This is a genomic window from Psychrobacter sp. TB20-MNA-CIBAN-0197, from assembly GCF_040309765.1.
Lineage (GTDB): Bacteria > Pseudomonadota > Gammaproteobacteria > Pseudomonadales > Moraxellaceae > Psychrobacter > Psychrobacter submarinus.
The window spans coordinates 1-15799 of the sequence record NZ_JBEOPC010000010.1 but is presented as its reverse complement, the minus strand read 5'-3'; the positions used below and the strand labels follow the sequence as shown (position 1 = coordinate 15799).

Sequence of the window (15799 nt, the reverse complement as noted above, 5' to 3'; positions counted from 1 at the left end):
AAAAGTCTAATGAAAAACAACCGTTATTTTTGTTACCCTCGCTAGTAAGATTTACTGATAATTAATAAGGCTTGATAACCATGAATTTATTTGACGATCTATCTGATGATGACTCTAACACTAAGACTGCCGCCGAAAAAAAGGCGATTTTAGATAAAGTAAAGCTCCCAGAGGATTGGAAGCGCGCTCTAGAGGAGGAGCTGACCTCAGAGAATATGGATGAGCTGCGTGAGTTCTTAAAGCAAGCCTATCAGTCAGGTGATACTATCTATCCGCCAGCGCCTTTAATGTTCAATGCGCTAAACTTGACGCCTTTATCGAATGTCAAAGTGGTTATACTCGGCCAAGACCCTTATCATGGCGCAGGGCAAGCGATGGGTTTATCTTTTTCCGTCCCTAAGACCATACCTAAGCCACCATCGCTGAATAACGTACTAAAAGAGATGGCAAGCGATATTGGTACCACGCCCTCTAAGCATGGCGATCTAACCTATTGGGCACAGCAAGGAGTATTATTACTCAACAGCTCGTTGACGGTTCGCGAGGGCGAGCCCAATAGCCATCAAAACGCGGGATGGGAGCAGTTCACCGACAAAGTTATCGATGTGGTCAATGAGCAAACTGAGCATACTGTCTTTATCTTATGGGGCAGCAAAGCGCAGAAAAAAGGCAAGTATATCGATACCGATAAGCACCTGATTTTGACGGCGGTGCATCCTTCGCCATTAGCTGCTAATCGTGGAGGCTTCTTTGGCACAAAACCTTTTTCGAAAACGAACGATTATCTCAAGCAGCATGGTCAGACACCGATCGATTGGCAATTACCGCAGTAGCTTACTATGTTTACTATGCAAATGAGCAGTCAACGTTTATTATTATTGCCTTTGTGGCAGGTCTCTAATGCTTTGCAGCCTTTACAGGTTAATAATGAGCTATCTAGGGCAGTTACTGGTAACGAGCTGGCCAATTGTCTTTTTTGGTCACTTACAGATTACTACTGGATGCAGTATGCTTTAACGCTTGCTAAGCGGGGCGCTGGGCAGGGAGAGGTACCAGTAGGCGCCGTTTTAGTCCATGATCATAGCATTATCGGTGAAGGGTTTAATGAGCCTATAGGCCGTCACGATGCGACAGCTCATGCGGAGATGACAGCCATAAGAGCGGCTTGTCGACATCTTAATAATTATCGCTTGCCGGTGGGTACTACATTATATGTTACCTTAGAGCCTTGTACGATGTGCATCGGCGCGCTTATTCATGCGCGTGTAGGCAGGCTCGTTTATGCCGCTAATGAGCCGCGCGCTGGTATGGTCGGCAGTCAGATGAATCTGAGCACTCAGCCTTTTTATAATCATCAGATACAAGTACAACAAGGGCTATGCCAAGAGTCTAGCAGTCAACTACTAAAAGCATTTTTTCGTCAGCGCCGACAGGCGTTAAAAGCTAGTAAAATTCAGCAAACACAGCACCAGTAAGTACTGTAAGAGTAGACATGTTATCCGAAGGCTAATAAAAGCGATGCCATCGTCAGACAATGGCATCTATCTAGTGCTAGTGGCAGCCGCGTTATCTTGCTATAATATGACGCTATTTAATTGCGTGAACCTGCTTTATTAGTCGATAAAAGTTTTTAGCTAGTTACTAGCTATTACTTGAATTGATAATTGCTTCTATCAGCGTTTTGCTGACTAGGACTGCTAACCAATAATGACTGAGCCATTATGACTGCACCTGAGCTATCTAACCCCTCTGTTAAGACTGACTCTGCTAATCAACAGAGCCAAGTGTTGCCAGAACGCTTTCCTGTGATTTGTATCGACGGTCCTAGTGGTGCCGGTAAAGGTACGGTTGCTTGGCGATTGGCGCAAAGCTTGGACTATCAATTGCTAGATTCTGGAGCATTATATCGGATCGTCGGTCTAAAAGCTTTTGAGGCCGGATTGCTGGGTGCTGATGGCAGTAAAACTATTGATGAAGCTGCTTTGTTGCAGCTAACCCAAAGCTTAGACATTGCGTTTGAGCTGAACAACACCTCAGGGCGTATCGATATTATCGTCAATGATGAGCGCGTTGGTGAGCAAGTCCGCAATGAAACGGTTGGTGGTTATGCTTCGAAAGTGGCGGTATTCCCTGAAGTGCGCCAAGCTCTGTTGCAGCTACAGCAAGATATGGCTACGCGCTCAGGTCTAGTGGCTGATGGCCGTGATATGGGTACAGTCGTGTTTCCTGATGCTGATGTTAAGGTCTACCTGACAGCTAGCCCTGAGGCGCGAGCTGAACGCCGAGTATGTCAGCTAGAGCAGGCCGGACAAGTTGCGGACTACCAGGCTATCTTAACGACGATTAAAGCGCGCGACGATCGTGATGAGAACCGCAGCACTGCGCCGTCAAAGCCTGCCTCCGATGCGCTAGTATTAGATAGTTCAGCACTGCCTGCGGATGTGGTTTACGAACAGATTAAAAGCTACTGTCAGCAACAAGGGATATGCTTTTGACAGAAATATAACGATTAATGAGTCGTAAACGATGCAGTTTTAGGGTAAAATAGTAAGATTAAAGGATTGAGTCACATTTTCACTATTTGCATGGTTTCTACTTGATACTAAAAATAGTATAATACTGATTTAACTAGGTTTTTAGACTGTTGCTACTAGTGAGTTGCTACAACGACGCGCTTATTATTAACAACTGTTTTTTATATGATTTTATAAGATATAAAACCAGCATAACGTTTTATAAAATCATAAATTTGATCCGTACTGTGCTGGACAGGCTACGGCTACACAAAGGTAGATATAATGGAATCATTTGCTGAACTATTTGAAGCGAGCATCGAAGAAACAGGCTTAGATATCGAGCGTGGCTCGGTTATCACAGGTGCTGTTGTTGCCATCGATAACGACTGGATCACTGTAGATACTGGTCTAAAATCTGAAGGTATCGTCGCTCGTGAAGAGTTTTTAAGCGAAGAAGGCGAACTTGAAGTTGAAGTTGGCGATAGTGTTGATGTTGTCGTTGAAGCCGTAGATAACGGTATGGGTCAAACTTTACTGTCACGCGAAAAAGCGAAGCGTGTTGAAACTTGGAACTTCCTAGAGAAGATCGCCGATAACGATGAAATCGTTAAAGGTATTATTTCAAGCAAAGTTAAAGGCGGTTTCACCGTTGATATCGGTTCAGTACGCGCTTTCCTACCAGGTTCATTGGTTGACGTTCGTCCTATCCGTGATACCACGCATCTTGAAGGCAAAGAGCTAGAGTTCAAAGTGATCAAACTTGATCAAAAGCGTAACAACGTTGTGGTTAGCCGCCGTGCGGTTATGGAAGCTGAAAATTCAGCTGAGCGCGAAGAGCTGTTGAACAAGCTTGAAGAAGGTATCGAGATCGAAGGTATCGTTAAGAACCTAACCGATTACGGTGCGTTCGTTGATCTTGGTGGTATCGATGGTCTACTTCACATCACTGACATGGCATGGCGCCGTATCAAGCACCCATCTGAGGTGGTTGAAGTCGGTCAAGACCTAAAAGTTAAAGTACTGAAGTTTGACCGTGAGCGTAACCGCGTAAGCCTAGGTCTGAAGCAATTAGGCACAGATCCTTGGGATAACGTTGGTGGTACTTACCCAGTAGGTAGTATCGTTAAAGCTCGCGTCACCAACCTAACTGACTATGGTTGTTTCGCTGAGATCTCTGAAGGCATCGAAGGTCTAGTCCACGTATCAGAGATGGATCACACCAATAAGAACATCCATCCTTCAAAAGTCGTACAAGTTGGCGATGAGATTGATGTGATGATCCTTGATATTGACGAAGAGCGTCGTCGTATCAGCCTAGGTATCAAACAGACTCTAGCAAACCCATGGGAAGAGTTCGATAAGAAGCATGAGCGCGGTGATAAGATCACAGGTACTATCAAGTCTATCACTGACTTTGGTATCTTCATCGGTCTAGACGGCGGTATCGACGGTCTGGTTCATCTATCTGATATCTCTTGGAACGAGACTGGCGAAGAAGCTATCCGTAACTACAATAAAGGCGACACCGTTGAAGCTATGGTATTGTCTGTAGATGCAGAAGCGAACCGTATTAGCCTAGGCGTGAAGCAGTTAAGCTCTGATCCATTCAACGAATACCTAGTCGCTAATGATCGCGGCGCTATCGTTAATGGTAAAGTCAAAGAAGTTGATGCTAAAGGCGCGACTGTTGAGCTTGCTGATGAAGTTGAAGGCTATCTACGTGCCTCTGAGATTCAACGTGACCGCGTAGAAGATGCGACTAAGCATCTATCTGCTGGTGATGACATTGAAGCGAAAATCATCAGTGTTGATCGCAAAACGCGTAACATCAGCTTGTCTATCAAAGCTAAAGACGAAGCTGAAGAGCGTCAAGCGATTAAAGATCTTGGCGGTGCAGGAGCAGCTCCAGCAGCAGGTTCTGATGCTCAGCCTAAGACTATTGGTGACTTAATCAAAGAGCAAATGCAGTAAATCTCTGATTTGTTTGTATAGAACATAAAAAAAGCGACTTCGGTCGCTTTTTTTTATGTTCTAATTTCGATAGGCCTTAATATTAGTTGTCAAATACCAGATAACAAAGCCACTTTTTATAAAAAATAAAAAACTTTTAGCTAAAATGAGCAAACTTTGATTTCTATTTGTTTTTATTTGAGATATCATTTGTCACCACGAGTTTTGAGACGTAAACTAATATTAAGTGCTTGAACAAGTGCAGTTTTTTGTTTTTAATCTGACAAATCTAAATCAATAAGGCAAGTGTGACAATGCAGCAAGCGATAAATAAATCTGACTTTATTAATAATTTGAGTGTCAGCTGTGATCCAATGGCTGAGAGCGTGGTTGATGATGCAGTGCGTGAAATACTCAATCTTATGGTAGACACTTTAGCGAATGATGGCCGTGTTGAAGTACGCGGTTTTGGTAGCTTTTGTTTGCATCACAGACGCGCGCGTATAGGGCGCAACCCCAAAACGGGAGAAAGTGTACCTGTCCCTGCAAAAGCTATTCCGCATTTCAAGCCAGGTAAAGCGCTACGTGAAGCGGTCAATGACAAAATAGCGGTATAGTTACTTTTGGCTTGATATTGCAGCTAAGGTTTTGATCGAGATTAGCCTCTACCAACAGATGACTACTAACTAAAAGGTAACCCATTATGCGCTTTATACTGTTTGTCCTACTATTTCTGAGCTTTGCCTACGCGCTTGGTTTGGTATTAGCAAATAATTCTGATATTGGGGTGAATTTGTTATTCTCACAAGCGCCTGCTATGAACTTAGGGTTGCTGCTGATTTTGAGTATGACTCTGGGTATTGTAATTGGTCTTATACTGTCGTTATTACTGTTTCGAGTATTTCAGAATAAATGGGAAATTTCTCGTCTGCAAAAAAGTAACGCCCATCTACAAGAGCAGCTCAATCAAGCCAATATCGCTATCGATCGTCAAGCGAATGCACCCACCGCCGAACAAGCTGTCTATGGCACGCCAGCTCAGCCTGACGTAGTCGCTGATGAAAGTGATAACACCATTGCTGCTAAGACCAGTACCATTAGCAAAACTCCTCGTCGTTGATGGAGTTATGGTAACACTTTAATACCAAATCACTAATTACTATTTAAAAAAGCGGTAAACTCATGACGGATATTTTGGCGCCTCTCAAAGCAGTTTCTACAACCCTGACTTCTCCTGTTGTTGTGGCTTTAGATAATACTTCCTTAGACGCCGCCCTTGCTTTAGCAGATAAACTAGACCCTACGCTGTGCCGTCTTAAAGTAGGCAAGGAGCTATTTACCCGCTCAGGGCCTGCTATCGTAAAGGCGCTACAAAAGCGAGGCTTTGAGGTATTCTTAGACCTCAAGTTCCATGATATTCCTAATACTACCGCGCAAGCCGTCATGGCTGCGGCTGATTTAGGTGTGTGGATGGTTAATGTCCACGCTAGCTGCGGTTATGATGCTATGGCACTAGCAAAACAGCGCCTAGTCGAAGGCGGCTATGATACCTTGCTGATTGCAGTGACCGTACTGACCTCGATGAATCAACAGAATTTAGCGCAAATTGGAGTCAATAATGAGCTTGAAACTCAAGTCAGTAGGCTTGCACAATTGACCCAAAAAGCTGGTCTCGATGGGGTGGTTTGCTCCGCGCAAGAGGCAAAAAGGCTCAAGACATTATGCGGTGATGATTTTAAACTGATTACCCCAGGTATTCGTTTGCCAGAAGATAACAGTGATGATCAGCAGCGCATTTGTACGCCTAAGCAAGCCTTGCAAGACGGCGCGGACTATCTGGTGATCGGCCGCTCTATTACCAACTCGCCTGATCCTACTGCGAAACTACAGACTATTTTACAAAGTATAGATATCTAAGGTATAGCTGCTATCGGTATAAGCTATTATGATGAGATATCGTTAACGCCGCCTTATACTATTATAAAAAGACAACCTAGCCGTTGTCTTTTTTAGTCTCTAACGCCATATAAATAAATGCTACACTAGGTGAGCGTTTTAGCTTTATCGCTACCACGGTTTAGAGTCTACGTTGTTAACCTATTTATTATATTGAGTTGTATGAAATTCCAGATATTAAGCGATCTTCATATCGATAGCTATGTCAGACAATCGCATCCCATAGGACATATTCCAAAGACTGATGCTGATATTGTGTTGGTCGCAGGCGACACCGCTAATAGTGACAGCGGTATGCCTTGGCTACAACAGCAAGCGGCACGGCTACAAGTCCCTCTGCTAACGATTGCAGGTAATCACGAATACTTTAACGAAGATATTTTGTATTTTGATAAAAAGCTAGCGACTTGGGATAACTACGATGCGACTCAGCATTTAGGCTTGCGTTTTTTGCAGTGTCAGCATATCGACATTGGTGAGGTACGAATATTAGGCTGTACGTTATGGACGGACTATCAATATCAGGCTAATGGCGATACTATAGATATTGCCAAGCGCTTTATGCGCGACTATAAGCAAATATATGCAGGTCATGAGCTGTTTTCACCAGAGGTCTCAATGCAGATTCATGATGAGCAGCGGCAATGGCTCAAGCAAGCGCTGATAGCCGCTAAGCAGTTAGGCAAAAAAACGGTAGTGATGACTCACCATAGTATTAGCCCTTTATCAGTGTCCCAAAAGTACGCGACCTTACCGAGTAACGCCGCGTTTGTCACCGATTTGTCTGCTTGGATGTTTGAGGACTGGGCGCCAACGCTTTGGGTGCATGGTCACACTCATGAAGCCTTTGATTACCGTATCAATGACACTCGTGTTATCGTCAATCCGCGTGCTTATCCTAACGAAGTGAGCAGTACTGCTCTTGAGTTCGCTTGGGATAGAGTTATCGAAGTATAAGATAGCGAGTGGGTTTTATGATGGCTACAGTAGTGACTCAAATTGTATTTTCCCCTTATAAATAAACAGCTCGTTATACTATCTTTTATGACTAATACTACTGATCCTAAGCATACTAACTCTCATGTGAGTGTGCACTCAAGACATAGTCCAAGCATGCCAGCTCCAGCGCATCTGCCAGATAGCATGATGTCTTCTGTTGGGGTGTTGCCTGAGGACAAGCGGCTGATATTATTTACTCGGCACTCTTTACGTGAGCGCTCAGACGGTAACGGTTTTGCCAGTTATCAGCTGCCTTTGACTCCTAGAGGCCGCGTGTTAGCCAAATCTTGGGGACGCTGGCTCGCAGGGCATCTGCCGTACTCCTTAGATGTGGATAGTCTCTCAAGTCCGATAGGACGCTGTATAGACACCGCTATGCTCATGCAACAAGGCGCAGGTCTTAGCCGTAGTATTGTCCATCAATCACTACTGGTAGAGCCGGGTAGCTTAGTCACCGACCCTGAGATTGCCAATCCGATATTTAAAGAGATTGGCGTGCTGAACTTTATCAATCGTTTTTTGCAAAACAATCTTGAGGGGACCAAGAATCCCTATCAAGGCGGCTTAGATATTCTCTCACTATTTTATCAACATCAGCCGCAGCCAGGTCATATGCTGCTAGCAGTGAGTCATGATACCTTGTTATCGGCATTCTTAGCGGTCATGCTCGACTTTATAGAGATCGACTGGAATGATTGGCCTAAAATGATGGAAGGGGTGTTTTTATGGTTCGATGAAGGCGCTTTTGAGAAGGTGAACGCGAACTTGATATGGCGAGGTGAGCATTATATCCGCCCAGTGAGTCATTTGTTAGAGAGCTATTATAGTGCTTCAGGCTTTGGTAGTGATAAGCTGCTGCTGCCGTCAGAGGTAAAATGGGATTGAGATAACTGAGCTTGTAGTTAATCACTGAGCTTGTAGCTAATCACTGAGTTTGTAGTTAATAACTAAGCTTTCAGCTATTTCCGCCAGCTTAATAGTTATTGTATAGCGCCAATAGGCTTCACTAACTTACACCCGTAGAAACTAACAGCCATAAAAAAACCTTGTCTCAGCATTTTAGCCTGTGACAAGGTTTTTTAGATTTAAACCTAGCAATCTAAATAAGAGAATACTCTTATGATTAAGCTTGTAAGCCTTTGATTGCTTTGTTCAAACGGCTCTTACGACGAGCAGCTTTATTCTTGTGAATAATGCCTTTGTCAGCCATACGGTCTAAAACCGGTACCGCTTTGTTGTAAGCTTCAGTTGCCGCATCATAGTCTTTTGACTCGATAGCTGCATCTACACGCTTAAGGTAAGTGCGAACCATAGAGCGCTGTGAAGCAGAGTGTTGGCGACGTTTGGTGTTTTGACGGGCGCGTTTACGAGCTTGTGCAGTATTAGCCACGCGTATCTCCTTGATAAAGACAGATAAAAATATGAATGTTGAATACAGTAATAGTTTTAACCATCATCGGTGACGAGCAGCCGTCTCGCCAAACATGATGTTGATGCCAAATGTACAGTAAGTCATCAAAGGCGTCAAAGCCGTTTGGAATAATTAAATAGCTTCGACGTGTAAAGCCGGTCATTTTAACAAATTCTTGCTCTAAGAACAATATGTTTGAGCGAAGAAGCATAAAGAAGTGTGTATTTAAGTAGCAGTAATATGATATCGCTGCTATTCATTGAAGCGACTAGACGCCTTTTGTGGACAAAGTTTCTACTTTATCGATATTTACTTCTGCCATCGGTTTTTTGATAAAATCTCTTACAATTAATGATAAGCAATCATAGAGTGAATCGGTTAACTTATAAGAGTTATTGTCGATAAGACTAAAATATATGAGACGATAACCAAAAGATTGACTATAAAATATTTGACTATAAAGATGGATAAGCTATGCAGCGAAAAGCAATTGTAATTGGCGCCACAGGCTTGGTAGGGCAATACTTAGTAAAGCAATTAAGTGAGATTTATGACACTTTAATCGTGATTGCGAGACGACCGCTGCGTTACATCAATGCCAGTATTCATTTTTATCAAGTGAATGACTTCGATAACTTAGCCGAAGTATGTACCAATATTGGCGCTGATCAAAATACCGATGCTTTTAGCTGCTTAGGGACCACTCGCAAGCTAGCCGGTAGTGATGAGGCATTTCGTAAAGTCGATCACGATTATAACGTCAGTTTTGCAAAATTATGCCGAGAAAAAGGCGTAGAGAATTTCTTTTTATTATCTGCAATGAATAATGATATCGACAGTCGTTTCTTATATAACCGAGTAAAAGCAGAGACCGAGCAGTCTATTAGAGCATTGGGTTTCAAACAGCTCCTTATTTTTCGTCCCTCGTTATTACTGGGTAAACACAAAGGGCGAACGCTTGAGAATGTGAGTCAAAACATCTTTAAGGTGTTTTCGCCTTTGGTACCAGAGTCGCTATCCATCCATCCTATTAGTGCTAGACGTGTCGCAAGCGCGATGACTATGAGCGCTAATAACCTTTATGAGCGCCGCAAATTTCAGTCCGCTGATCTGCCTAGCACTACAAGTATTATTGAAAATAAGCAGATGCTTGCGATGACGCGAGTAAAACACTAGTATGAATATATGACTCGCTAAGTAAGCCCGCTCTTATAAAATAGCCTAAGTAAAAATTATCAATAAAAACTGAACAAGGAAGATAACTATGCCAGATATTAACGAGATGACGAAAGAAGATTTTGTGACCTGCGACTTATTAGATGCTAATCCTGAATCACAAGTTTGCTTGCCTAATATCGAAGGTAAGTCGTTTTATAGCTTTGGCGGCAAAGATAAATTCTGCGGTGAGATTGTCACGGTTAAGTGCTTTGAAGATAATAGCCGCGTGAAAGCGTTATTGAATAGTAATGGCAAAGACGCTGATGGCAACGGAAAGGTATTAGTTGTCGATGGTGGCGGTTCTATGCGCTGCGCGCTGCTTGGTGATATGATCGCGCAAGCGGCTATTGATAATGGCTGGGCAGGCGTTGTGGTCTACGGCTGTGTCCGTGACGTCGATGATATGGCGCAGATGGACATAGGAGTAATGGCATTAGGCTGTATCCCGCGCAAATCAACGCGCCGTGATGAAGGGCAAACGGATATTGAAATTAGTTTTGGTGATTTGACGCTTAATTCTGGTATGTTTGTCTATGCTGACAATAACGGCATAATTGCTAGTGATAAAGCATTACTGTAGCAGCTCGATTTATATAGCGATTAAATTTATAAGTCAGATATCGACATCAAGATCAAAAAGTAGCTAAGTACTGATGCAAGTTCGCGCTTAGCTATGTTTATTGGATACTCTTAAACTAACTATCCATACCTCTAAAATGAAAAGCGTGGAACGGACAAGTCCTCAAACTGACAAACCGTTACCGCATAACTTTTGGTCAATGGCTAAAAAATTCGTATAATATCTCTTTATTTTTCATCTCCCTTATCCGCTAACTTCGATACTACTCTTTATGCCTATCACTGCTTTGACTGACGCTTTTTATCCTATTAACAAGCAGCTTTTTCCTATTAAGGATCATCAGCGGCGCTGGCTGGCGCCTGTGCATGGGGCGGTGAGTAGCCTTTGGCTTGCAAGCTTGGTCAATACTGAGTTATGGCAGGTGGCTGATCGGCTCAAGATTATGGTAGCGCGCGATCAAAACCAGCTCAATCAGATTGAGACTGAACTGGCGTTTTGCGGCGTCGATGCTTATGTGTTCCCTGATTGGGAGACTTTGACTTATGATGAGCTATCGCCGCACCAAGACATCGTCAGTGAGCGTATCAATCTATTGACCGATATGCCGACGACAGGGGTGCTATTGATATCGGTGCAGACACTGATGCAGCGAGTCGCGCCGCCAAGTTGGCTGATCGGCCAGCACTTTGACTTGAGCGTAGGTGATATCTTCGATATCAATACTCAGCGCGAACTACTGGCAAAAGCAGGCTACCGAGCAGTCGAAAACGTCTTTGAGCCTGGTGAGTTTGCGGTACGCGGTAGTATCATCGACATCTTTGCTATGGGTCAGCCGTTTCCACTGCGTCTTGATTTGTTTGATGATGAGATTGAGACTATTCGTTTTTTTCATCCGCAAACGCAGCGCACTTTAACTGAAGATGATTTGCGAGCTATGCTATCGGGTAACGACAGTAGCATGGGCGCAGAGTCGCTGTCGCTATTACATAAGCTCCCTGATATCTCAAAACCCATTAAGAAATTCCAAATCTTGCCTGCTAAAGAATTTCCACTGGATGAAGGCCGCGAAACCTTCAGAACAAACTTTGCTGCGATGTTCCCAAATGCCAGTAGCCGCAAGTTTGAATTACATAAAGACGTGATGGCAGGGATTGCGAGTAGTGGTCTTGAGTATTATCAGCCGCTGTTTTTTGATCTAAATAATTGGCAAGAAGAGAGTAGTTTATTTAATTATCTGCCCAGTGACGCGCTATTTATTACTGATGAGCTTATCGGTGAGCGGCAAGTCGATTATTGGTCGCAAATACAGCGCCGTTATGAAGAGCGTCGCCACGATATCGATAAGCCAATACTTGCGCCTGAATTCCTATATTTGCCTGCTAATCGCTTTAACGAACAGCTCAATCAGTATCCGCGCGTGATCGTTAGCGCTCGCGGCGAGCTGGCGACGAGTCAGACTCAGGCGGCAATGGAGGATAACAGCTCAGATAATCAAAAGGTGCAAGGACTAGTGACCTTAAGCGCCCAAGAGCCGCCGCAGTTGTCTGTCAACCACCAAAAATCTGAGCCTTTAGCTGATCTGTTAGCTTTCCTAGAAACACAAAACCAAACGGCAACGCCGGTGTTAATCGTTGCTGAAACCGCAGGCCGGCGTGAAATTCTCATTGAGTTATTCAAAGGTAAAATTGAGACCAAAGCTTATGATAGTTTTAGAGACTTTTTAGCTATCGATCATAGCAGCATAGCTCATAACGACCCTAATAAGCATAGTCGTTTGCCTCATGTTGGGTTGACCGTCGCACCGATTGAGCGCGGCGTTTATGTGCCTGAGCGCTTAGTGGTGATCAGCGAGACACAACTGTTTGGCCGGCAAGTGCTGCAAACGCGCCGTCGGCGTCAAAGCGGGGTCTCAGAAGAGTTCTTAGTTAAAAGCGTCACTGAGCTGACCCAAGGTAGCCCTGTGGTGCATATTGAGCACGGTATAGGGCGCTATGATGGCTTAATCCTTCTAGATGTAGGTGATGGTGAGCAAGAGTTTATTCACTTAAAATATGCTGATGATGCGAGTATTTATGTGCCCGTAGCCAATCTGCAAATGATCAGCCGTTACAGTGGTGGCGATCCGGCCTTAGCGCCACTGCATAAAATCGGTAGCGGCAAATGGGACAAAGCCAAACAAAAAGCCTTACAACAAATTCATGATGTAGCGGCTGAACTCTTAAACATGCAGGCAAGACGTGAGGCCAAGGTCGGTATCCATTTTAAGATTGAGCCGTCGCAGTATGAGCTATTCGCCAGCCAGTTTGCCTTTGAAGAGACGCCCGATCAAGCCAATGCCATTCACGCAGTGATGGAAGACATGCGCCAAAACCAACCGATGGATCGCCTGATCTGCGGTGATGTTGGCTTTGGTAAGACAGAAGTGGCGATGCGAGCCGCCTTTATTGCGGTTAGCGCCGGTTATCAAGTGGCGGTGTTAGTACCGACGACGTTGCTTGCCGGTCAGCATGAAGATAACTTTCGCGACCGCTTCGCCGATTGGCCAGTGCGCATTGAGACTTTATCGCGCTTTGGCGGCAAAAAACATCAAGATACAGTGCTTGCAGATTTGGCCGCTGGTAAAGTGGATATCATTATTGGTACGCACAAGCTGCTACAAAAAGACGTCGAGTTCTCCAATTTGGGTTTGATGATCGTTGATGAAGAGCACCGTTTTGGCGTACGTCATAAAGAGCGTATCAAGGCCATTCAGACTGATGTCGATAGTTTGTCGATGACTGCCACACCGATTCCGCGTACGCTCAATATGGCGCTGTCTGGTATGCGTGATATGTCGATTATCGCCACACCGCCTGCGCGCCGCTTAGCGATCAAGACTTTTGTCATGCAAAAGACCGAAGCATTAATGAAAGAGGCGATTCTGCGAGAGCTGTTACGCGGTGGGCAAGTCTATCTTCTGCACAATGATGTGGCGAGTATTGAGCGCATGGCAGAGACGATACGTGAGTTGGTACCAGAAGCTAGAGTAGGTGTCGCGCATGGGCAGATGCAAGAGCGGCAACTTGAGCAAATCATGCAGCAGTTTTATCACAAAAAGTTTAATGTATTGGTTTGCTCAACCATTATCGAGACCGGCATCGACGTGCCTAATGCCAACACCATTATCATTGAGCGCGCAGATAAGTTTGGACTTGCGCAGCTGCATCAACTGCGTGGCCGCGTAGGCCGTAGTCATCATCAAGCGTACTGTTATTTACTGGTGCCATCGCTCAAAGGTCTAAAAGGTGATGCAAAGCGCCGACTACGCGCTATCGAACGCGCTAATACGCTTGGCGCTGGTTTCATGCTAGCAAGTGAAGATTTAGAGATTCGCGGGGCAGGCGAGATATTAGGTAAGCAGCAAAGCGGTAATATGCAAGCGATTGGGTTTAGCCTCTATATGGATATGCTCGAGCGTGCGACTAAGGCGATTAAAGCGGGTAAAGAGCCTGATCTCAATACGCCATTGTCGCTGACTAGTGAAATTAACTTGCATAGCTCAGCGCTTATCCCAGAGGAGTACGTGCACGATGTGCATCAGCGCCTGCTGTTTTATAAACGTATTAGTAATGCTGATGATATTGACGCCCTCACCGATATCCGTACGGAGATGATAGATCGCTTCGGGGGGCTACCGGATCAAACCAAGCAGCTATTTGCTGTACATGGTCTGCGGCTGCAAGCTGAGCCCTTGATGATCAATAAGATTGATGCCAATAGTAGCAGCGTCAGCTTAGAGTTTGCCCCTGATACCCCAGTCGATGCTTTGGCTATTATTAAACTCATTCAATCAAATGGACAAAAGTATCGGATGAATGGCGCCTCAGGTATCCGCTACAGTGATGTAGATAAGCTAGAAAGCGCTGAGCAAAGAGTCAAAGCTGTGGAGAAGCTACTAAAGTACTTTAGCGAGCATATGACAGCAGAGCCGGCTTAAGGGAATTGCTAACACGGCTACAACGATAACTGCTAAAATAGCTTTAATTACTTCTACCTTTTTATTATATTTATTATTAGAGAAATACATCTTATGTTTCAATTGCATCCTAAGCTTGCTAGTGATAGTTTTTTGGTTGGTGATTTTCCTTTATCCACCTGCCGTTTGATCAATGATTGCCAGTTTCCTTGGCTGATATTGGTGCCGCGAGTGACTGGAATAACCGAGCTATATGAGCTCTCAGAAGCCGATCAAAACCAGTTTTTACGCGAGTCAAGTTGGTTGTCGAGTCAACTGGCCAAGACTTTTCAAGCCGAAAAGATGAATGTTGCCGCTTTAGGTAATCAAGTACCGCAGCTGCATTTTCATCATATTGTGCGTTATCAAAACGATATTAAATGGCCAAATCCAGTATGGGGCACGCCTGCTATTCCTTATACGCAAGAAGTACTAGCGCAAATGCAGCAGCCGCTAATGATGGCACTACGTGGACATCATCAAATGCCGTTTGATTGGCAAATGTAGTCAAGCCATAATGTTATAAACACGTCTTAGTACTTTCTAAATAACCTTATGGTGATATAAGCGAGTTTTAGCTTATGTCACTATTCACCATAAAGCGTTTCACATTTGTCTGTTATTCATTAATTAGAGAAGGTTGACTAAAGGATTTAGTCAATTTGTAGGCTTAGAGCTGTTTTTGTAGGTCGTAATCGTCATTGATGTAACACCTTAAAAGTGGTTTGAGCTATTTGGTCTCAGCGAAATGTTAGTGCTTATTATAAGCCAACATAAGTAGCTGTGACTTCACTCTACATTAAGGATAACAGATGACAACTTCTTGTACTGCGCCGCCCATCCCAAAACCAATCTGCGAAATGAAGACAGCTTCTTAGCGGTGCAGCGCTATGAGAACGGTCAATGGATTGACTATTTAAGCGATAGCGACTCTGAGACCACTTATACTTGGCAGCGTCAAGGTGCGGCATACAGTAAGGCGATTATCGATTGGCGCATAGCAGATGATACGCCAGCTGGCACTTATCGCTTGACTCATTACGGAGATTGGAAGAGTGGCTGGACACACAAAATCAAGCCGTACTCAGGCACTTCTAATAGGGCGTGTTGAACATTCACAAATGCGCACTGCTGATCGCTAAAATAGTTCTAGTCTAAGTGAAAATTGCAGATAA

At 44.2% G+C, this 15799-nt stretch carries 15 protein-coding genes; 14 read left to right on the top strand and 1 reads right to left on the bottom strand.

The genetic code is table 11. The features are described 5' to 3' along the window. The first annotated feature begins 80 nt into the window (after positions 1 to 80). The 9 genes from AAEY83_RS04595 to AAEY83_RS04555 all read left to right on the top strand — a co-directional run bounded on the left by AAEY83_RS04595 (position 81) and on the right by AAEY83_RS04555 (position 8306). Positions 81 to 833, top strand: a complete 753-nt coding sequence (locus AAEY83_RS04595; protein ID WP_025647050.1) for a uracil-DNA glycosylase — start codon at positions 81 to 83, stop codon at positions 831 to 833. A gap of 6 nt (positions 834 to 839) precedes the next feature. Continuing rightward, a complete protein-coding gene (gene tadA / locus AAEY83_RS04590) occupies positions 840 to 1475 on the top strand; it encodes a tRNA adenosine(34) deaminase TadA (protein ID WP_025647049.1) in 636 nt (211 codons plus the stop codon). 246 nt (positions 1476 to 1721) lie between these two features. After that, a complete protein-coding gene (gene cmk / locus AAEY83_RS04585) occupies positions 1722 to 2495 on the top strand; it encodes a (d)CMP kinase (protein WP_025647048.1) in 774 nt (257 codons plus the stop codon). Between the two features lie 303 nt (positions 2496 to 2798). Beyond that, entirely contained in the window at positions 2799 to 4487 is a 1689-nt protein-coding gene (gene rpsA, locus AAEY83_RS04580; RefSeq protein ID WP_025647047.1) for a 30S ribosomal protein S1, read from the top strand. A gap of 293 nt (positions 4488 to 4780) precedes the next feature. Further along, positions 4781 to 5083 carry an HU family DNA-binding protein gene (locus AAEY83_RS04575; protein WP_025647046.1) on the top strand — a complete coding sequence of 101 codons (303 nt, stop codon included), beginning with the start codon at positions 4781 to 4783 and terminating at the stop codon, positions 5081 to 5083. An 86-nt stretch (positions 5084 to 5169) separates the two neighbouring features. Continuing rightward, the gene (locus AAEY83_RS04570; RefSeq protein WP_025647045.1) at positions 5170 to 5586 is read left to right on the top strand and encodes a LapA family protein; all 417 of its coding nucleotides are present in this window, start codon (positions 5170 to 5172) and stop codon (positions 5584 to 5586) included. Positions 5587 to 5648: 62 nt separating this feature from the next. Next, positions 5649 to 6383 (top strand): orotidine-5'-phosphate decarboxylase, encoded by a 735-nt coding sequence (pyrF, locus tag AAEY83_RS04565; protein ID WP_051397488.1) that lies wholly within the window; start codon positions 5649 to 5651, stop codon positions 6381 to 6383. A gap of 201 nt (positions 6384 to 6584) precedes the next feature. Continuing rightward, positions 6585 to 7379 (top strand): metallophosphoesterase, encoded by a 795-nt coding sequence (locus AAEY83_RS04560; RefSeq protein WP_025647043.1) that lies wholly within the window; start codon positions 6585 to 6587, stop codon positions 7377 to 7379. A gap of 87 nt (positions 7380 to 7466) precedes the next feature. Further along, complete coding sequence (locus AAEY83_RS04555) at positions 7467 to 8306, top strand: histidine phosphatase family protein (RefSeq protein WP_025647042.1); 840 nt, start codon at positions 7467 to 7469, stop codon at positions 8304 to 8306. A 238-nt stretch (positions 8307 to 8544) separates the two neighbouring features. Here AAEY83_RS04555 and rpsT read toward each other — a convergent pair whose 3' ends face one another. Next, entirely contained in the window at positions 8545 to 8811 is a 267-nt protein-coding gene (gene rpsT, locus AAEY83_RS04550; protein WP_025647041.1) for a 30S ribosomal protein S20, read from the bottom strand. 495 nt (positions 8812 to 9306) lie between these two features. On the opposite strand from rpsT, the gene AAEY83_RS04545 reads away from it, so the two are divergent. The 5 genes from AAEY83_RS04545 to AAEY83_RS04525 all read left to right on the top strand — a co-directional run bounded on the left by AAEY83_RS04545 (position 9307) and on the right by AAEY83_RS04525 (position 15735). Continuing rightward, positions 9307 to 10008, top strand: coding sequence for an NAD-dependent epimerase/dehydratase family protein (locus AAEY83_RS04545; RefSeq protein WP_025647039.1), 702 nt, complete (start codon positions 9307 to 9309; stop codon positions 10006 to 10008). A gap of 106 nt (positions 10009 to 10114) precedes the next feature. After that, positions 10115 to 10630: a ribonuclease E activity regulator RraA gene (gene rraA / locus AAEY83_RS04540; protein WP_025647038.1), complete on the top strand. Its 516-nt coding sequence runs from the start codon at positions 10115 to 10117 to the stop codon at positions 10628 to 10630. A gap of 271 nt (positions 10631 to 10901) precedes the next feature. Beyond that, a complete protein-coding gene (gene mfd / locus AAEY83_RS04535) occupies positions 10902 to 14606 on the top strand; it encodes a transcription-repair coupling factor (RefSeq protein WP_025647037.1) in 3705 nt (1234 codons plus the stop codon). Between the two features lie 93 nt (positions 14607 to 14699). Further along, on the top strand, positions 14700 to 15131 hold the full coding sequence (locus AAEY83_RS04530; protein ID WP_025647036.1) for an HIT domain-containing protein: 432 nt from the start codon (positions 14700 to 14702) through the stop codon (positions 15129 to 15131). Positions 15132 to 15447: 316 nt separating this feature from the next. Further along, the gene (locus AAEY83_RS04525; protein ID WP_025647035.1) at positions 15448 to 15735 is read left to right on the top strand and encodes a neutral/alkaline non-lysosomal ceramidase C-terminal domain-containing protein; all 288 of its coding nucleotides are present in this window, start codon (positions 15448 to 15450) and stop codon (positions 15733 to 15735) included. Positions 15736 to 15799 lie beyond the last annotated feature (64 nt).